At 39.1% G+C, this 20160-nt stretch carries 13 protein-coding genes and 5 tRNA genes; all 18 read right to left on the bottom strand.

Annotation, left to right across the window (positions count from 1 at the left end):
• The coding region (locus BM086_RS13600; RefSeq protein ID WP_175560283.1) for an InlB B-repeat-containing protein at nucleotides 1-7544 on the bottom strand (7544 nt) is incomplete at its 3' end.
• A gap of 83 nt (nucleotides 7545-7627) precedes the next feature.
• The gene (locus BM086_RS13595; RefSeq protein ID WP_092327671.1) at nucleotides 7628-7828 is read right to left on the bottom strand and encodes a hypothetical protein; all 201 of its coding nucleotides are present in this window, start codon (nucleotides 7826-7828) and stop codon (nucleotides 7628-7630) included.
• A gap of 316 nt (nucleotides 7829-8144) precedes the next feature.
• On the bottom strand, nucleotides 8145-9758 hold the full coding sequence (pckA, locus tag BM086_RS13590) for a phosphoenolpyruvate carboxykinase (ATP) (RefSeq protein WP_092327668.1): 1614 nt from the start codon (nucleotides 9756-9758) through the stop codon (nucleotides 8145-8147).
• Between the two features lie 267 nt (nucleotides 9759-10025).
• The gene (locus BM086_RS13585; RefSeq protein WP_092327665.1) at nucleotides 10026-11330 is read right to left on the bottom strand and encodes a glycoside hydrolase family 27 protein; all 1305 of its coding nucleotides are present in this window, start codon (nucleotides 11328-11330) and stop codon (nucleotides 10026-10028) included.
• A 24-nt stretch (nucleotides 11331-11354) separates the two neighbouring features.
• Nucleotides 11355-12203, bottom strand: coding sequence for a 16S rRNA (cytidine(1402)-2'-O)-methyltransferase (gene rsmI, locus BM086_RS13580; protein ID WP_092327846.1), 849 nt, complete (start codon nucleotides 12201-12203; stop codon nucleotides 11355-11357).
• Nucleotides 12204-12208: 5 nt separating this feature from the next.
• The gene (locus tag BM086_RS13575; protein ID WP_442857341.1) at nucleotides 12209-12853 is read right to left on the bottom strand and encodes a tRNA1(Val) (adenine(37)-N6)-methyltransferase; all 645 of its coding nucleotides are present in this window, start codon (nucleotides 12851-12853) and stop codon (nucleotides 12209-12211) included.
• A gap of 82 nt (nucleotides 12854-12935) precedes the next feature.
• Complete coding sequence (locus BM086_RS13570; RefSeq protein WP_092327662.1) at nucleotides 12936-13865, bottom strand: PSP1 domain-containing protein; 930 nt, start codon at nucleotides 13863-13865, stop codon at nucleotides 12936-12938.
• Nucleotides 13853-14908 (bottom strand): DNA polymerase III subunit, encoded by a 1056-nt coding sequence (locus BM086_RS13565; RefSeq protein ID WP_092327659.1) that lies wholly within the window; start codon nucleotides 14906-14908, stop codon nucleotides 13853-13855. The genes BM086_RS13570 and BM086_RS13565 overlap by 13 nt, the downstream gene beginning before the upstream one ends.
• Nucleotides 14909-14950: 42 nt before the next feature.
• Nucleotides 14951-15394 (bottom strand): YaaR family protein, encoded by a 444-nt coding sequence (locus BM086_RS13560; RefSeq protein WP_092327656.1) that lies wholly within the window; start codon nucleotides 15392-15394, stop codon nucleotides 14951-14953.
• A gap of 18 nt (nucleotides 15395-15412) precedes the next feature.
• A complete protein-coding gene (locus BM086_RS13555) occupies nucleotides 15413-16003 on the bottom strand; it encodes a guanylate kinase (RefSeq protein ID WP_092327653.1) in 591 nt (196 codons plus the stop codon).
• A gap of 20 nt (nucleotides 16004-16023) precedes the next feature.
• Complete coding sequence (pyk, locus tag BM086_RS13550) at nucleotides 16024-17433, bottom strand: pyruvate kinase (protein WP_092327651.1); 1410 nt, start codon at nucleotides 17431-17433, stop codon at nucleotides 16024-16026.
• On the bottom strand, nucleotides 17415-18860 hold the full coding sequence (locus BM086_RS13545; protein ID WP_242952214.1) for an aminotransferase class I/II-fold pyridoxal phosphate-dependent enzyme: 1446 nt from the start codon (nucleotides 18858-18860) through the stop codon (nucleotides 17415-17417). Before BM086_RS13545 ends, pyk begins: the two co-directional genes overlap by 19 nt.
• A 52-nt stretch (nucleotides 18861-18912) precedes the next feature.
• Nucleotides 18913-19506 carry an HD domain-containing protein gene (locus tag BM086_RS13540; protein WP_092327645.1) on the bottom strand — a complete coding sequence of 198 codons (594 nt, stop codon included), beginning with the start codon at nucleotides 19504-19506 and terminating at the stop codon, nucleotides 18913-18915.
• Nucleotides 19507-19640: 134 nt separating this feature from the next.
• A tRNA-Phe gene (locus tag BM086_RS13535) sits at nucleotides 19641-19713 on the bottom strand.
• Nucleotides 19714-19718: 5 nt separating this feature from the next.
• Nucleotides 19719-19792 (bottom strand) — tRNA-Met (locus tag BM086_RS13530).
• A 67-nt stretch (nucleotides 19793-19859) separates the two neighbouring features.
• A tRNA-Tyr gene (locus tag BM086_RS13525) sits at nucleotides 19860-19941 on the bottom strand.
• A 6-nt stretch (nucleotides 19942-19947) separates the two neighbouring features.
• Nucleotides 19948-20020: transfer RNA gene (locus BM086_RS13520), tRNA-Thr, on the bottom strand.
• 29 nt (nucleotides 20021-20049) lie between these two features.
• A tRNA-Val gene (locus BM086_RS13515) sits at nucleotides 20050-20122 on the bottom strand.
• Nucleotides 20123-20160 lie beyond the last annotated feature (38 nt).

The following is a 20160-nucleotide window of genomic DNA, read 5'->3' as shown; positions in this document are numbered from 1 at the left end:
CCCTGTGCATCCTTGATAACATAGCCATCATTTACTACGTTTGCGCTGCTTCCTACATCTGTCTGGCTTCCCGAAGCTGTTGCTTCTACTGTAAAGCCTGTAGGAAGTCCTGATGGAGTTACTGTTGAATTTGTAAGTGCCGTTCCATCATAGGTCTTGGAAGCTGTTGCTGCTGTAAGATTCACTGCTGCGCTATTCTTACTTACTGTCAGTGTTCCAAGGCTTTCACTTATCGTATAGTTAGAAGCCTTTGCTGTTCCCCAGCTAATTGAATATGTATTTGAGGATGATCCTACTTCTGTCTGGCTTCCTGTTGCTGTTACAAGAACTTTTGATGTATCAGCTGCTATAAGACCGGTTATTCCTGCTGTCGCACATTTAAGTGCTGTTCCGTCATACTGCTTGCTATCTGAACCCGTCGTAATAGTTACCGGTATTGCGTTAACAGTAAGCTTTCCGTTAACTTTTTCAACATTTGTGAAGTTTGAAGTCTTAACTGCTCCTGATCCGTCCTTGATAACCCAGCCGTCATTTACTACATTTGCTCCGGTTCCTACATCTGTCTGGCTTCCCGATGCTGTTGCTACTACTGTAAAGTCTGTCGGAAGTCCTGTTGCTGTTACATTATCATTTGTAAGAGGTGTTCCATCATATGGCTTACTATCTGATGCTGCTGTAAGAATTACCTGTACTTCTGACTTTGTTACTGTCAGTGTTCCAAGGTTTTCTGTTACCTTATAGTTAGAAGCCTTTGTTGTTCCCCAATCAATTGAATATGTATTTGAGGAGTCACCAACCTCTGTCTGACTTCCTGTTGCTGTAACTATTGCTGTTTCACCATTTACAAGTCCTGTTATTCCTGCTGTTGCGCATTTAAGTGGAGTTCCATCGTATGCTTTGCTGTCGGAACCTGTTGTGATGGTTACTTGTGCCTGGCTTACTGTAAGTGTTCCGTTTACCTTAGTTACGTTTGTAAAGTTGGCTGTCTTTTCATTTCCCTGTGCATCCTTGATAACATAGCCGTCATTTACTACGTTTGCGCTGCTTCCTACATCTGTCTGGCTTCCCGAAGCTGTTGCTTCTACGGTAAAGCCTGTAGGAAGTCCTGATGGAGTTACTTCTGAATTTATAAGTGCCGTTCCATCATAGGGCTTGGAAGCTGTTGCTGCTGTAAGATTCACCGCTGCACTATTCTCACTTACTGTCAGTGTTCCAAGGCTCTCAGTTACTTTATAGTTCGATGCCTTTACTGTTCCCCAGTCAATTGTATAGGTGTTGGATGATGATCCTACTTCTGTCTGACTTCCTGTTGCTGTAACTGTCACTTTACCATCATCTGAAGCAACAAGTCCTGTTATTCCTGCTGTTGCGCATTTTAGCGCTGTTCCATCATATGCTTTGCTGTCGGAACCTGTTGTGATAGTTACTTCTGCCTGGCTTACTGTAAGTGTTCCGTTTACCTTAGTTACGTTTGTAAAGTTGGCTGTCTTATCATTTCCCTGTGCATCCTTGATAACATAGCCATCATTTACTACGTTTGCGCTGCTTCCTACATCTGTCTGGCTTCCCGAAGCTGTTGCTTCTACTGTAAAACCTGTAGGAAGCCCTGAAGGAGTTACTGTTGAATTTGTAAGTGCTGTTCCATCATAGGTCTTGGAAGCTGTTGCTGCTGTAAGTTTTACTGCTGCATTGTTCTTACTTACTGTCAGTGTTCCAAGGCTTTCACTTATTGTATAGTTAGAAGCCTTTGCAGTTCCCCAGTTGATTGAGTAGGTATTTGTTGATGATCCTACTTCTGTCTGGCTTCCTGTTGCTGTAACAGTTACTTGAGAAACCTCAGAAGCGATAATCCCTGTTATTCCTGCTGTTGCACATGTTAGAGCTGTTCCATCATATACTTTACTATCTGTTCCAGTTGTTATTGTAACAGCTATTGGCTTAATCTTAACAACAGCACTTTCATCTCCGGTTATGAAGTAATTAGCATTTTCAGCCTTAACATAAACTGTCTGTTCAATAACATCTGTAAAGGAAGGATTCTCACTACTCCAATTTACGTTATCTGTACTATAGCTTAGTACTGTTCCTGAAGGCAGATCACTTACCACTTTGATTGAATGAGACGTTCCATTGTAGAAGCCTTCATATCCTTCAAGGTCAAGAGTATATTCATTCTTTTCCCATACTGCGAACAGTGCCTGATATGGCATCTTTTCGTCAGCTGCAACCTTTGTAACTACTGTAGAAGAAGTACCATCATAGAACTTACCATTTTCATATCTGTAATCAGGTGTGGTGATGTTCTGTGTCCATGCGCCGTTTTGCATGAAACTATATGCGTCATTCAGGTTATTTCCAATGACAACTTTCTTCCAGCCCTTGAAGGTATATTTTTCTCTGCCATTTGCATCACCTGGATCTATCGGAGCCTGAATGTCAACTGCTTCATTTATCTGAAGTGTGCTGTTCATATAGTCTGCCGCACCTGCTGTATCAATATGGAATGCGCTTGATCCATCGTTTTTAAACCAAGGAATAAAGGTTGGAGTTGCTTTTTCTTTTTCCTTATAATCTGCTCTAAGCTGTATTACATATACTTTATCAATATCCGGACTTACAGGAACTTCCATATCTGTAACTTTTGCATAGGCAGCATGTATTGTGTATTCCTGTCCGGGATAAATTAAAGTTCCTTCATCCACGTACTTGTTAGCTGTACTATCCCACTTCTGCATTACCCAACCGTTAAACAGATATCCTTCAGGCGCTGCTACTGCTGCTGCCGCAACTGCCTTAGCGTTATCAACATATTTGTTTCTATCAACCGGAACTGTTCCTACCGGCTCAGATGCAACATCAGGATCTACCAGGCTGTATGCCACGTTGATTCCCTCTGCTCCATCAAGTGTAAGTCTCCATTTTGCGTAGATATTAAACTCTTTTTCTATCCAGAAACGATCAACGTCCTTGTTATAAGTAGCTCCATTTCCCCACTTATCCATATCATCTGTAAAGTGAGTAGTCTTGTCATATTCCTGAGTTACTGTTGCATTGTTAAGTCTGAATGCATCCGCATTAAATACCTGCTTGCAAGCTTCATCCAGATACCATCCAACGAATATATATCCTTCTCTTCTTCCTGTTGGCGCGCTGACCTTTCCGTTGTATGCTATACGGAAACTCATTGACTGGTTATAATTTCCCCAATCAAGCGTAGAATCTGTCCCTGCATTAGGATGAAGGAATACTCTGTATTCAACCTGACGCCACTTCGCATAAACTGTTATGCCACCTATCGGCATTGTAGAAGTAAACGGATATGGTGTACTAAACGAAGTATCTGTATACCAGCCTTCAAATACATATCCTTCTTCACCTGACGGTAAATCAGGTTTATAACTCTTTATATTTTCAGGTATTACATCGCCTTGATTTATTTCCTGGCTTTGGAAAAGAATATTATCATTCTTATACTTTATTGGATTACCGTTACCATCTGCATACAGACCATCCATAAATGATACTTTGCTCTTTGTTCGTCTGTATATATAATTGATGTGATATGTTCTCACACCATTTTCAGTGGTATCCCAACTTCCATTTCCAGTCCATTCTTTATTAGTCCTACCGGTATTTGTATATCCTTCATACTGAGGCGCGTTTTGCTCAGCTACATTTGTATTACTTGATCTTGGAGTAACCACATGATCTTCGTAATACTCAACTCCGTTATATTCCTTTCTAGGCTTATTGCCATAATCTTCTCCGGGAACTGTTTCGAACCAGATATGGTAATTCCACTGATTGTAATTACTAAATCTGACAATCAGGAAGTTTCCATTTGCGTTATTTGTCTGACCAAGTATCTTTTCATCCATTACAGAAATGATACCTTTAACGGTTCCGGATCCATTATTTGTGGCATTTGGCTTGAGACCGGTTCCATTCATCATTACAAAACTTACCGGATCACTTCCGCCTGGGTTAGTAATCTGTTCGTATCTTGGCCACATGTTTGATATATCCTGTCCATAATATGCACTAAGGACGAAGTAATGTCCGATATACGAACCAACAGTTTCGCTTTGGTCAGGTCCATAGGTCTGTTCAGGATGTGTATTAGTTGCATTATGCCATGTAACTATGCCCCATACATTTTCGCCTCTATCAGAATTATGTGCGCATTGGTATCTATTATTTCCGTTTCCACTGTCTCTGTAGTAATAAAATTTCAGATTATATTTAATTCTGTCAAACTTGATATTAAGAACTGCATCGCCTTCCGGTGTGATCTTAACTTCTCTCTTCTCAGGCTCTTTTGCGCAGAAGCCTGTGTATTTTTTATCTACATTAAGATTATTGCCAACCTTAACATAATCTTCATCCCCATTATCAACAATTCTGTAAGGAATGTTCTGACCAACTCTGCCATCCGGTACTACATAGGCTTCTTTAAGATCATAACCATCCCTGGACAGGTTCTGTGTCCAAAGGATTACTGTATAACTTGCAGTTGTATTATTACTCCACTTCGCATAAATAGTTGTATTCTTGGATAATGTTCTTCCAAATACGAACTGCTGTGGCTTAAGGATTACATTGTTGTTTTCATCCTTCTTAGGCTCTCCAACTTTATCAGGATCGCCATCAGCTTCTGTATAAACCTCTGCTTCATACCATCCGCCAAAAACGTAACCAAATCTGGTCATTTCTGTGTCTGCGCATGGCTTCTTTGTAACTTCACCGGTCTTAACAAACTGTGGAGCATTATATTTTCCGCCTTTGCCGTTCTCATTAAATATCAGCCAATTTCCCTGAGGAGCATCTACCTTAAAGGTAACATCGCCATTTATCACTATAAGTGTTTCATTCTTGATCTTTACTTCGCTCTGGCTGTTGTAAGGCTGACCTGCTACACTTACGATGTGGTCTCCACCCTCTTTTACTTTCCATCCCTGGAATGCATGAAGCTCATCAACAGGTGAGTATGCCATATTTACTTCATACTGAATATTTGCCTGTTCGCCTGTAATATCAGCGCGAAGCTCAACGGAGCTCTGTCCAAGAGATGCATCATTTGTATCCAGATAAGAAACTGTATACTGTCTGATAAGTGCCGCATAATAAGTAACTACTACTTCATCCTGATCAGGAGGAAGCATTGCACTGATCTCAGCTCTTACTTCATCTATAGTTAAAAATGTATCTTCAGGTGTATAATCCTGTTTCTGTGTCCATCCTCTGAAAGAAACGTTCTCGTCAATATTTCCAACGCCGGGATCGTAAAGAACCTGCTCCATATCATCATTTTCTTTTACTAACATGGATGCGATCTCTGACTGGCCGTTCATGAACTTAACATTGATTCTGCGGCTTTCAGGATTTGTTGTTACGATTACATAGATTGAAAAACTTTCAGCACTGACTTCTGCTGTATCTCCGCTTACATCACTGCCAATAACATCTGCATTGCCTTCATCATCGATATGAACAACGTTTGTTTCCTCTGATTCAGCAATTGCATCTGAAGTAAACATTACACTGATCGGCTTTTCAGGCTGTATTTCTTCGCCCTTATACATGAACGTAATGTCAACAGCTATAACTGTTTCAACAACGCCTTCTGTTTCATTTTCAACTGCATTAGCAGCTATATCCAGAACTTCCTGATCATAAACAGGAGTCACTATCATTTCAGTTCCTTCAGGGAAAGTGCCTTCCTCTGCCTTCACCGAAACATTAATACCTGCTGCCCTTCCGGAAAACTCCTTTGCAGGCATCTTTATTACTTCTTTAAAATATGCTGTGTAGATAATATCTTCTTCTGGTGTGACCGGGATCAGAGTCTTTTCCTCAGACACTATATTTCCGGCTTCATCCTTCCAGTTTTCAAACTCGTAATTCTCATCAGCTTCTGCTGTAGAACCTTCGATCACGATCTCAGTACTATTCAGATCAATTTTCTCTTCATCCTTAGTTACTGAGCCGCCCTCTGTGCTGCGATATTTTATTGAAACAAGTTTCTTAACATATTCGCTCTCAAAGTTGGCTTTAAAAGTAGTTCCATCCTCAACCTGCATAGCATCAGGCACAAATAATTCATCCGTGGAAACTTCCTCTCCGTCTTTTGTCCAGTTCTTAAAGATAAAGCCTTCCTCTGCAGTAGCTTTTGCGCCTTCAAATTTCGCATTCTCATCAGCGATATCGATAGTCTCGCTATCCTTATCAACACTTCCGCCTTCTCCTGCAGTATATGTTATTGTGACTAATTCTTCGGGTATTTCTTCCGTAGTCTCTTCTTCGATTACCTGCTCGAAATTAGCCTCAAATACTATCTCATTTTCTATCTGGTCAACGCCTGGTATAAAACTTTCATCCTTTGAAACTTCTTCACCATTCTGTGTCCAGTTAACAAAAGCATAACCTTCAAACGCTGTTGCTACTGAGCCTTCCGGTTCCTCTCCATCTGCAACCTCATTTGTCTCAGGTTCAACCTTACCGCCTTCTCCTGCTCTATATATGATAGTTATGGTTTTCTTTTCTTCTTCAGCTTCCGGCTTAGGTTCTTCAGTCTCTTCTACTTCCTCTACTTCTTCCTCATCTTCTTCTACTTCATCTTCGCCTTTGGATTTTTTCTTACCCTTTTTCTTGGAAGAATCTTCTGTTTCATCCTCTTCTTTTTCTTCGCTATTATCTAAAGTGGCGTCATTATCCTCTTCGCCATCCTTACCATCTTCTATATTTGTCTGTTCATCCTTGTTTTCAGAATCAACGTCTGCTTTATCCTCTCCCTGCTTGTTCTCGTCCTGAAGTTCATCTGATTTTTCCTCTTCTTGTGCTTCCTCCTGCTGCTTTTCTTTCTCTTGAACTTCCTCTTCCTGCTTTTCCTCTGATTCCTCTTTTGACTCTGAACCGTCTTTCGACTCTTCTACATCTTCTTTTATCTCTCCAGCAGATTCTTCAACAACCTCCTGCTGTTCTTGTTCCTGCGAAGTTTCTTCACTTGTGTCGCCTCCAACAATCTGATCATCAGACTGGTTTTCATTTGAGTCTTCTTCATTATTTGTCAAAAGACCTACACCCTCAGGATTTTCATCTTCTGCCGGGGCATTTTCATCAGTTTGTCCATCTTCAGTATTCTGAGAAGCATCCTGCAAATCTTCGGGTGCACTTTCCTCAGACTGGGTAAATAACTGAACTCCATCCATAGGATTTTCCTGAACTTCTTCAGCATAATTTCCCTCTTCTGATTGTTCTTCCTGATCACTCTGAGATTCCTGCTGATTTTCCTGGTCTCCCTGACCATCCTGTGGTTCCTGCTGTTCTTCAGAATACTCTTCCTGTTGTTCATCTACAGCAGTAGCTTCACCGGATTCTTCTGAACCTTCATTATTCTCAGCAATTTCCTGCGGATCCTCAGTCTGCTCAGAACCTTCCTCATTTTCAGCATATACACGCACACTCGCATAGTTACTGTTAAATGTTGTAGTAACCAATGTAAATGCCAAAAAGATAGCTAAAAATCGGTTCCATTTTCTTAACATATTCACGGCCTCCTTACAATTGATTCGCTTTTTGTTGATTACTATTGCTGTCCGGTTTACAGTTACTTATTTAAGTTTTCGGCTTATAGATTTGATGCATTCTCATCCATCTCAGATTCACCCACAACTTCATCGATCATCTTGATCATCTCCAGCATACTTCTGAAATATCTTATTCTGTTTTCTTCTGCGTAAATGATCTTCCCCTGCCATGTGCCATTCTGGCAGTCCATCACTTTTACAATGAATGTAGATTTTTGTTTTGTATCAAATCTTTTTTTCATAGGCGATTTCCTCGTAATGTTGTTATAAAGATATGATGACTTCATGGTTACATTTTAAGGAACCTGCTATCATAAAAATCATCATGGTATTATCTGAAAATGATGCTTTTAGCTTAAAAATATCTGAATATTCTAAATTGGAAATTAACTGTATATAATACAAATTTAATTGTTTGCGAAAAATAGATAATTTAAAAACATGATTTTTACGTTTTTTTGCACATAAAAAAGAGTGGCCTCCTATGGAAACCACTCTCTGTTTGTAGTTTACTATTTATTTATATTTCTATAAATCAATCAGTAATTTCATTTTTTATCAAAGCTTAGGACCAGCTGCTACAAGAGCCTTACCAGCATCGTTGCCTTCGTACTTCTTGAAGTTCTTTGTAAATCTCTCAGCAAGATCTTTTGCCTTTGCTTCCCACTCAGAAGCATCAGCGTATGTATCTCTAGGATCAAGAATTGCAGGATCAACTCCAGGAAGTGATGTAGGAACTTCGAAATCGAAGATCGGGATCTTCTTTGTCTCAGCCTTGTTTACATCGCCATTAAGGATTGCATCGATGATTCCACGAGTATCCTTAATAGAAATTCTCTTGCCTGTTCCATTCCAACCTGTGTTAACAAGATAAGCCTTAGCTCCGCTCTTCTGCATCTTCTTAACAAGCTCTTCACCGTACTTTGTAGGATGAAGTTCAAGGAATGCCTGTCCAAAGCAAGCTGAGAATGTAGGTGTAGGCTCTGTGATGCCTCTCTCTGTTCCAGCAAGCTTAGCTGTGAAGCCTGAAAGGAAGTAGTACTGTGTCTGTTCAGGTGTAAGGATTGATACTGGAGGAAGTACTCCGAACGCATCAGCTGAAAGGAAGATAACGTTCTTAGCATCAGGACCTGCAGAAATCTTATTAACCTTCTGAACGATGTTCTGAATATGATCGATAGGATAAGATACACGTGTATTCTCTGTTACGCTCTTATCATCGAAATCAATCTTGCCATCAGCAGCTACTGTTACGTTCTCAAGAAGAGCATTTCTCTTGATTGCGCCGTAGATATCAGGCTCAGCCTCTTTATCAAGACCGATAACCTTAGCATAGCATCCACCTTCAAAGTTGAATACACCGTTGTCATCCCAGCCGTGCTCGTCATCACCGATAAGAAGTCTCTTAGGATCTGTTGAAAGAGTTGTCTTACCTGTTCCTGAAAGACCAAAGAAGATAGCTGTGTTCTTACCTTCCATATCTGTGTTAGCTGAGCAGTGCATTGAAGCCATGCCCTTAAGAGGAAGGTAATAGTTCATCATTGAGAACATACCCTTCTTCATTTCTCCGCCGTACCATGTATTGATGATAACCTGCTCACGGCTTGTAATATTGAATGCTACGCAAGTCTCAGAATTAAGTCCAAGTTCCTGATAGTTCTCAACTTTAGCCTTAGAAGCATTATAAACAACGAAATCTGGCTTGAAATCTGCAAGCTCTTCTTCTGTAGGAACAATAAACATGTTCTTAATGAAGTGTGCCTGCCAAGCTACTTCAACGATGAAACGAACTGCCATGCGTGAATCCTTGTTAGCACCGCAGAATGCATCAACTACGAAAAGTCTCTTATTGCAAAGCTCATTCTTAGCAAGCTCTTTAACCTTTGCCCAAACTTCCTCGCTCATTGGGTGGTTATCATTCTTGTACTCGTCAGTTGTCCACCAAACAGTATCCTTTGAGTTCTCGTCCATAACGATATACTTATCTTTAGGTGAACGACCTGTGTAGATACCTGTCATAACGTTTACAGCGCCGAGTTCAGTGTCAACACCTTTCTCATAGCCTGTAAGGTCAGACTTCTTCTCCTCTTCATATAACATCTCATATGAAGGGTTGTGAACTATTTCGGTAGTACCTGTGATGCCATACTGGCTTAAATCGATGTTTGCCATTTCGTGACCTCTCTTCTTATTTATTTGCAATTTGCATTTACACATTGTAATTGTTGGGCAAATTGAGCCCACTACTACATTTATACTACAAAGTCCATCTTTTCACAATAATTTTGAGTCAAAATTGTATAAAATAAGTCTAAAATGGAAAGCTGCAATTTTCATAAAAATTAAGTAAAATCAAGAAAAAAAGAGTAAGAAAGGCTTCAGTATTTCTGACTTTCTTACTCTTTATATATTACTATTGTTATTCTTTTATTATCATACTTACTTCTCAATCTCAAAGCACATTACGGTGTGTGGCTTCATGCTCAAAGAAGTTTTATCCTTCAATATCAGTTCAAGACCATTCCAGATTTCTACTGCAGAAACCTCATCTTTTGCCTCAATTCCCAAATCCTTAAACTTTATCTTTGCCTTGTTTTCTTTTTCTCCGATATTAAAGATTGCAGCATAAAGCTTTCCATCCTTTGTTTCACTTTTCCAGATAACAATATCATCTTTTCTGGAAACCTGTAACGGCTTGCGTCCATGTTTATGCATATTAAGAAGCTTTTCATTAGTCAAAAGAGAAAGCGTAAATGCGTCGTTATCCCTCATTTCTCCGCCAAACATAAGCGGTGATCTGAAGATACACCAAAGTGTCATAAGTATCTTCTGCTCATCTTTGCTAAAATGAGTATAATGACCTTTTTCACCATTTTCGTCCGTGCAAACACACAAATGGCCTAAAGGAAGCATATCACAGTCTGGCCAATGATCCTTTCTTCCTACGCCTTCCCATGCGTGACATCTTTCAAACATACCGTAAAGATGATCCCATTTATCCCAAAAATCGTCTGTCATTCGCCACATATTTGCATTTTCAAGCAAAAACTCTTTCTGCTCAACTCTTGAAGGTCCTGGAGAAAGACTAAGGACCATAGATCTTCCACAATTAGCAATTGCTTTCTTGATCAGTGTGATTTCTGAAAAACCTGCACCGGGAGCCTCAGGTCCGCAATCAATTCTTGCGATATCATCTACCTTTACGTAGTCAACGCCCCACTCGGCATACATCTTAAAAATAGAATTGTAATACTCCTGTGCACCTTCAGCATTTGCGTCAACGCCGTACATATCTGTATTCCACAGGCAAATAGATGCCGGATGCGCAACATCCCTTGCTGTAGCAGTAGTTCCCAGTAATTTAGTGTTCCTATGAACAGCCTGCCTTGGAATTCCTCTCATAATGTGAATTCCGAATTTAAGCCCCATATCATGAATTTGCTGCGCAATAGGCGCAAAACCTTTTCCATCCTTAGAAGAAGGAAATCTGTCCACAGCCGGAATAAGCCTTGAATACTCATCCATTTCAAGATCTGTAAATTTATGATATGCATGAGAATCTGCTGCCGGTTCATACCACTGAATATCACATATTACATATTTCCATCCATAATCCTTGAGATTCTCTGCCATGTATCTGGCATTTCCCAATAATGCCTCTTCATTTACGCTGGCTCCGTAGCAGTCCCAGCTATTCCACCCCATTGGCGGCCTTTTAGCTACATATGTCTTTTCCTCTCCCATAACTCCTCCTTTTTTACATACCTTTTACTCTTCTAAAAGTGCCTGATATATCTCGCGTTTACCGACTCCCCTGTCTGCTGCAACCTTCTTCATTGCATCCTTATGAGATACTCCTGCATCTTCATAATACTTCATATGATCCTGTATGCTCATCTCCTGCCAGGATAATCTCTTTTCCTCATCCTGCTGTTCAAGGCTTTTCCCTTCAATAACAAGCACGTACTCGCCTCTTGGCTCATTTTCTTTATAAAAAGAAATTGCTTCACAAATAGTAGTCGGATTAACTTCTTCAAATTTCTTTGTCAGTTCCCTGCATATTGATATCCGTCTGTCGCCCAGACACTCAAAAAGATCATCAAGTACAGCTCTTAAATGATGCGGTGCTTCATACACAATGATTGTACGACTCTCATCTTTTAAATCTTCAAGTATCCTTTTTCTGGCTTTTTTATCATCCAGTGATGGCAAAAAACCTTCAAAACAAAATCTTCTTGTGCTAAGCCCGGAGAGTGTCAGCGCAGTGATGCATGCAGCAGGTCCCGGCAAAGAAGTGACTGTTATTCCCGCCTTGTGGCACTCCGCAACTAAAACCTCTCCCGGATCTGAGATAGCAGGTGTTCCTGCATCTGTTATAAGCGCAACATTTAAACCGCTCTGCATCTTCTCGATTAGCCAGGCAGCCTTATCGTACTTATTATATTCATGATAACTTGTCATTTCTGTATGAATATCGAAATGATTAAGCAACTTTATACTGTTTCTTGTATCTTCTGCTGCAATAAGATCAACGCTCTTTAAAGTCTCAAGAACTCTGAAAGTCATATCCTCGAGATTACCGATCGGTGTAGCACACAAATATAATTTACCCTGCATATTCATCAATACCCATAAATATCATATATTTCAGAAGTGTATTTGCCCTGTTCTTCATAAATGATCAAAGGCTTTTCCACAGTAATCCTTGGTTTTCCACCTCTTGCACCTTCAATTAAAACCATACTTGGCTCTTTATCAGCAAAAGGATAAACAAGTCTCATACGTTTTGGTTCCAGCTTGTATTCTCTCATCAAAACCATTATCTCAGTAAGCCTGAACGGCCGGTGCACCATATAAAACTTGCCTCCCGGCTTAAGACATTTTGCTGCAGACTTTATCACATCATTTAAATCGCATAGGATTTCATGTCTGGCAATAGCCTTAGGAGCATCTGGATTTTGCAGTCCATGACTATTTATCATATATGGCGGATTACTGGTTACTACGTCAAAAGAGGCAGCTCCAAAAATCTGACCTGCCTCCTTAATGTCGCCCTGAACAATTTTGACTCTTGTCTGTAAATCATTAAGGATTACACTTCTGTTTGCCATCTCTGCACTTGCCTCTTGAATCTCGAGACCGATAAGTTCAGTTGCCTTTGTCTTTCCCGCCATCAATATTGGTATGATTCCAGTTCCAGTCCCAAGGTCAAGTACCCTTGAGCCTTCTGCCGCCTGTGCAAATCCTGACAAAAGAACAGCATCCATTCCAAAACAAAATTTTTCCGGATCTTGAATAATCTTATATCCATTCCTTTGAAGATCATCAAGTCTCTCTCCGGGGTTTAGATCAATTGTCCCCAAGTTTTGACTTTCCTTCCTGTTTTTCAATCTTCTCAAGAGCTTCAAGTTCTTTCATCTCTTCTTCGTCCTGAGCATTTTTCTTATTATTCTTTTTCTTCTGCTTCTTCTTTATTGATTCAAGTTCTTCAAGCTTGTATTCGTGAACCTCTTTTTCATCATCCACATCTACAAGAATCTTAACCGTCTGTCTCAAGATATTAACGCTGGATACTTCCCCTTCAAGTCCATCCTTCGCCTTACAGAAGTCGCCCACTCCGGGCATCTTTCTATTCAGCTCTTCGTAGACATCTTCCTCATTCTTAAGACAGCACATAAGCCTTCCACAAACCCCCGATATCTTTGTCGGATTAAGAGAAAGACTCTGTTCTTTCGCCATCTTGATTGAAACCGGAACAAAATCAGAAAGATATGAGTGACAGCACAAAGGTCTTCCGCAAATACCATATCCTCCGATAATCTTTGTCTCGTCCCTGACACCAATCTGTCTAAGCTCGATTCTTGTCTTAAACACTGCTGCCAGATCTTTGACCAATTCTCTAAAATCTATTCTTCCATCTGCTGTAAAATAGAAAAGAATCTTGTTATTATCAAAAGTATATTCCGCATCAATAAGCTTCATCTCAAGATTATGCTTTTTTATCTTCTCAAGACAGATCTTAAATGCTTCTTTTTCTTTTTCTCTGTTTGTTTTCTCCTGCTCATCATCCTTCGTACTTGAAGTTCTAAGAACAGTTTTAAGTGGCTTTATAATCTCGCTATCGTCAACATCCTTGGGCTCGGCAACAACAGTTCCATACTCTATTCCTCTTGCTGTCTCGACAATAACATGATCACCCTTTTTTATTTCATATTTCCCTGGTGAAAAAAAATATATTTTCCCGGCAGTTCTGAATCTCACGCCGATTACTCTTGCCATAAAGTCTCCTTAATACCTATGAGCATAAGCTCTAGGGCCAAATCTATATTTACGTTGGAACTTATGCGATTTTTAGCAATCTCCATATTTCCAATAATACGATTAATTGCATCGTACGTACAATTCTGGGTAACATCTTTAATATACGATAGTTTATCCGAGAAAATCAAGTGTTCCTCTTCATTTGTAGCCTTATATACCAGAATATCCCTGAAAAGAAATAGTAACACGTCCAAAAAATCTTCCAATTGTGAAATGTCTATGCCGTTCTTACTGTTTTTTTCATCATCCTCGTCAGGACTAAGTATCTCATGAACTCTGTCCATCATGTCATGAATCTCAAGCCCCTTTAACTTGGAAATAAGCTCAATTGTAGCATTCTTTAAAGCTTCGAATTTCTCATTTGATGCAAGTTGAAGCGCTTTTCCCACATTTCCTTTTGCAAAAGAAGCGCAGAGTGCTGCTTTATAATCAACAACATGACATTCTTCCATCAAGTATTGCCTGATAAGATCATCCTGCACAGGCTTAATAGACAAATGAATACATCTGCTCGTAATAGTCGGTAAAAAAGCATTTATATTATTTGTCAAAATAATAATAACAATATATGAAGGTGGTTCCTCCAGTGTTTTTAATAGCGCATTTTGTGCCGCCGGAGTCATCTTTTCACCTTCAGGGATTATATATATTTTATGTTCACTTGCATATGGCTTTATGACAACATCATCACGCAATTTATCTCTAATGTCATTAACACCGATGCTCGCCGGTTTTTCATGGGTTATTGTAATAATATCAGGATGATTATCGCTTTCAGCCTGAATACATGAATGACATTTATTACACGCCTCTATAAAACCATTTCTATCCTCTTTTTCTTCACATTGGATAGTTTTTGCAAAAATCTTTGCTATAAATTCTTTGCCGGATCCATTTTCTCCGGAAATAATATATGCATGCGATATTTTCCCGGTCTTAAGAGCATTCTGCATATGCTCTTTAATCTGTTCCTGGCCTATTATGTCGGAAAATTCCGCCATTATTTCTCCCCTCAATCAATAGTAGCATTTTACTAATTATTATTATGTAAATATATCCAGTAAAAGACCTTGAATCTGACCTATTCTGGCTAAGATCGCTATATTATCCGTCTCATCTTTAACCAACTCTTTTGCCAGTTCATCAAGTTCTTTATCAACCTGTCTGATAATTCCGTAAACTCGATGTCTTCCTTTCCTGTCAAGGAAATTCTCTCTGGAAAAAACATGCGATCTAGAAACTATCTCATTCATAAAATCCTTGATCAAAATACGATATCTCTGCATGTCTTTAATATCATTTTTCTTGGATATCCTGTTGCCCTGTTGCACAATATCCTGCATCATAAGATTAAGACGTTCAGCAAGATTAGCATCCTCAAGTTTACTCGTCAAAACAAACTTAAAATCGCCGGTTGCATCCTGTACCTGCTCCGAAACCTGAGCGGTCTGAGTAGTCTGTCCGATATTATTCACTTTAATATCCATTTACAAACCTCCCATCCATCAAAAACACTCAGTAATAAAGCTCCTTATATCTTCAATGCATTTATCTATAGAACCATTATTATCGAAGGTTTTATTCACACCCGCAGCAATTATCCTGGAATCGCTAAAATCTTCTTCATCAGCTAAAAACCTGCGGCACATTTCATCATACTTAGGCCTTTCCTCTTTATCTTCCCTGGCCATGGCCCTATGTATTCGATTCCTGGCACTTACATCAATTAATATCGGTTCAACAACTTCTTTTCCAAAATAATCTCTTATTGAACAAAATGATTCCAACGTACCTATAATTAAATAATTACCACCATTCAAGTCAATCTGACCATCATCTGCAGTAAAATATCGCCACTCGCCATACTGAGTGTGATATGTTCTCTCTTCAATAATCTTCTTGCCAGCTCTAAGCTTCTGATAGTCATTCTCAGTCTTAAAGAAATATTGAACCCCTTCTTTTTCGCCGTCCCGCATAGGTCTGGTTGTATATGAAATAACCTTTTTTAATCTCAGGCTCTCATCACTGATCAGATGCTTATAAATCGTATCCTTACCTGATGAGCTTTTTCCCATCAAAAGAAATATCTTCCCCATTTATATCCCACTCAATATCATTATAATTCTTCGACACGAATCATGTTAGTTCTGCCCGGAATACCCAGTGGAACACCTGCGGTCAATACAACTTTGTCACCTTCCTTGAGGTAACCAGCGCCTTTTGCAGCGTTAATAGCTTCTTTAAACAACTCATCAGCAGTATCTTCCTGTCTTATATGAAGAGGCGCTACTCCCCACATAAGATTTGCCTGTCTGCATACTGTAGGATTAATCGTACATGCAATTATCTGGCAATTTGGTTTATATCTGGAAACCATGCTGGCTGTAAAGCCTGACATTGTAACTGTTAAGATTGCATCTGCATTTACTTCTGCAGCGATGTTACAAGTTGCGTGTGAAATAGCTGTTGTAGAATCACCCGGTGCATAATCTCTCTTGCGCAGTCTTCCAACATAGTCAATATCAGCTTCTGTTCTCTCTGCAATTCTTGCCATTGTCTTAACTGCCTCAACCGGATAATCACCGGATGCGGTTTCACCTGAAAGCATGATTGCTGTAGTACCGTCGTAAATCGCGTTGGCAACGTCTGTAACTTCTGCTCTTGTTGGACGTGGATGATGAATCATAGAATCCAGCATCTGTGTTGCAGTAATTACATATTTTCCCTCTGCTTCTGCCAATTTGATCATTTCCTTCTGAATAACAGGAACATCTTCAAATGGAACCTCTACACCCATATCGCCTCGTGCTACCATGATTCCATCTGCAACTTCAAGAATTTCTTTTAAATGGTTGATTCCCTGCGTGCTTTCAATCTTAGCTATAATCTTCATATGACTGTTTTTAGAATCAAGAATATCTCTGATTGCCAATACATCTTCCTTAGTTCTTACAAAAGATGCTGCAACGAAATCAAATCCCTGATCACAGCCAAATTCAATATCACTCTTATCCTGTTCACTAAGATAAGGCATAGTAAGCTCAGCACCCGGTACATTTACACCTTTTTTATCAGAAATAGGTCCACCATTAACTACAGTACAAATGATGTCAGTATCAGTAACAGTCTCAACTCTTAATTCAATAAGTCCGTCATCAAGAAGAATTGTCATTCCTTCCTTACAATCAGCTGTAAGCTCCTTGTAAGTAATGGCAACTTCTTCATTTGTACCTAATATGTCTCTGGATGTAAGTGTAAAACGCTGTCCGGCTGTAAGCATTTCTTTGCCATTTTCAAAATCCTTAAGCCTTATCTCAGGTCCTTTTGTATCAAGCATAACAGCAATAGGAAGATTTAACTCATCTCTCAGTTTTTTGATTCTGTCATACTTTCTCTTATGTTCCTCGTGAGATCCATGTGAAAAATTAAATCGAGCAACGTTCATTCCTGCGAGCATAATCTCACGTAATTTCTCTTCACTCTCACTTGCTGGACCAATTGTACAAATTATTTTTGTTTTACGCATAAAAAACCCTTTCTATCTAATAATCCCTGAACATTCATGTTATTGATCAGGTATTGCTTTATCTCTTCTAAAATGCTGCCAGATATAACTTCTCCGGGAACTAGTATCGGTATTCCAGGCGGATACAAATTCACGAACTCGCCTGAAATATGCCCTTGTGCAGATTCAAGATCCACTACTTCCTTTTCAGAATCCCACGCCTCTTTTATATTCATTTTTTTGTCCGGTAAATCAGATATAATAACGTTTTTTCTATTACTTAAATTCTCATCTGTTGTGAATTCATTTTGTATATCTGATTTATTATCCTGATTACCTGTTTTATGCTTACCAGAATAAGATTCTGAGATAGTAGCATCAATTTCTTTTATGGCATTTATCAGCCTCTCTATTCCATCATCAGTATCCCAGCCTGTAATAATAGCAAGCGCGAATTTTTCTCCTGCCATTTCCATCTGAAGGTTATATCTCTCACGAAGTATATCATATAACCTTTGCCCTGTGATAGCCCCATTTTTTACATAAATTACCACTTTTGCAGGATCATTTATTATATTTTTCCCCGGAATTTCAATATTGACACAATCTTTTAGAGCAAATTGTAGTTTATTTCTTATTTTAATTAATCTTACTACAAATTCAGATTCATTTTCCATTATATATTTTATACACAAATCAATCGAAGCCATCAAAATATATGATGGGCTGCTTGTTTGATATATTCGTAAAAACCTCTTTACCCTATCTCTGTCAACAAGTTTACCCTGGATATGCAATAACGCCGTCTGCGTCATTGAAGGCAAAGTCTTATGAAGACTATGGATAACAATGTCAGCCCCTTGCTCTATTGCACTTTCAGGTAATTGTTTGTAAAAAGCATCTCCGTTATTTGCTAATTCATTTTTACATTTAAAACCAAAATGTGCCCCATGCGCACCATCAACGATCAGTGGAATTCCATGTTCATGACATATCTTTGCTATTCCTCTAAGGTCCGAGCATTTTCCTTCATATGTAGGTGATGTTATAAAAACTGCCTTCACATCATCTGTTATGCAAACAGCAATTTCTTGAGCGTTATAAACCTCAGGAATCCCATATTTGCAGTTTAATTTATATGGAAGGAATTTTATATTCAAATTTTTTATATATGCCGCATTATAAAATGATTTATGACAACCTCTCGCAGCAAGTATTGTCTCGCCTTCATTCATGACTGCTGAAACAGCGCTTAATACGCCACAAGTACTTCCATTAATTAGGAAATAAGTTTCCTCACTTCCGTAGATACTGTTTGCTCTCTTCTCAGCCTCCAGTATAATTCCTGATTCATCATGAAGATTGTCAAAACCATCAATTTCTGTTATATCACAACGAAAAGCACCCTTCATCGGGGTGCTCTCAATATTTCTCTTATGACCGGGCATATGAAATGGATAAACATCTGATTCTGCCAAAGAAACTAAATTCTGGTATAAATCAGGCATAATTAACTCTTATTTTTCCTTTCTTTAGCTTTAAGGTTTCCAGAGTTGAAGCATATTTATCAGCCAGACAAACTATCCATGCCTCTCTGCATCTTGGAGGATTAACTGTCAGTGGCCACATATGCTTTCTTATTATATCTTTTTCACGCTCTGTTAATATAAAATCTCTTGTTGCATTCCTTAATGCAATTCCGGGATGATAAAAACCATGCAACTTAGGATGCAGATTTCCGGGTGCATCAGCTATATGCCAATCATACAAAAAGTAATCGTGTAACAATGCCCCTCTTATCAATTCTCTTTCCTTACAATGTACTCCCAGCCATCTGCATATCTTAATTGCACACAATGCAACATGTATACTATGCTCAAAAACTGTAACGTTTCCATGTTGAATAAATTCTTTTAATCTTGTAAACTGTTCTGACGATAAGATATCATTCCCGTACTTACAAAGTACTTTCCTATACTCATCGTTGCTTTCTAATCTATTTAACAATTCAGGATCAAAAGTATCTTCATCATAATTCTTAATATCTAATACTTTCTTTAAAGCTTCCTTGTCTTCCCTGGCAATATTATACATGAATTCCCTCTCATAAAACTTACGTTATTTCTTCACTAATTCATAATATTACCACAAAACTACCCTCTCTATTATTAAATAAATAAAAAAACAAGATAATTTTTTCGTTACATTTTAAAAATTAATAAAAAAAATGCCTAGAGTCGGAATCGAACCAACGACACGAGGATTTTCAGTCCTCTGCTCTACCAACTGAGCTATCTAGGCATAAGTAGCGGGGACAGGATTTGAACCTATGACCTTCGGGTTATGAGCCCGACGAGCTTCCAGACTGCTCCACCCCGCGTCAATATGAATTTTAAAACCGCTATCTATGATAGCATATATCTTTAGTGGTTTCAACTAAAGAAAACTGGATGGCGGTGGATTCGAACCACCGAAGCAATTTGCAGCAGATTTACAGTCTGTCCCCTTTGGCCACTCGGGAAGCCATCCATATAGAGCCGATGAGCGGACTCGAACCGTTAACCTGCTGATTACAAATCAGCTGCTCTGCCAATTGAGCCACATCGGCTTACACACGAATTGTGTTTGTCAGTATAATGGGGCCTACAGGGCTCGAACCTGTGACCCTCTGCTTGTAAGGCAGATGCTCTCCCAGCTGAGCTAAGACCCCATACAAACAAATATAGCCATAAACAATATTTAGTTTGA

It is taken from the genome of Butyrivibrio sp. YAB3001 (assembly GCF_900112195.1).
In the GTDB taxonomy this organism is placed as follows: Bacteria; Bacillota; Clostridia; order Lachnospirales; family Lachnospiraceae; genus Butyrivibrio.
The sequence above is the reverse complement of the archived record's forward strand: the minus strand, read 5'-3'. Positions and strand labels throughout refer to the sequence as shown.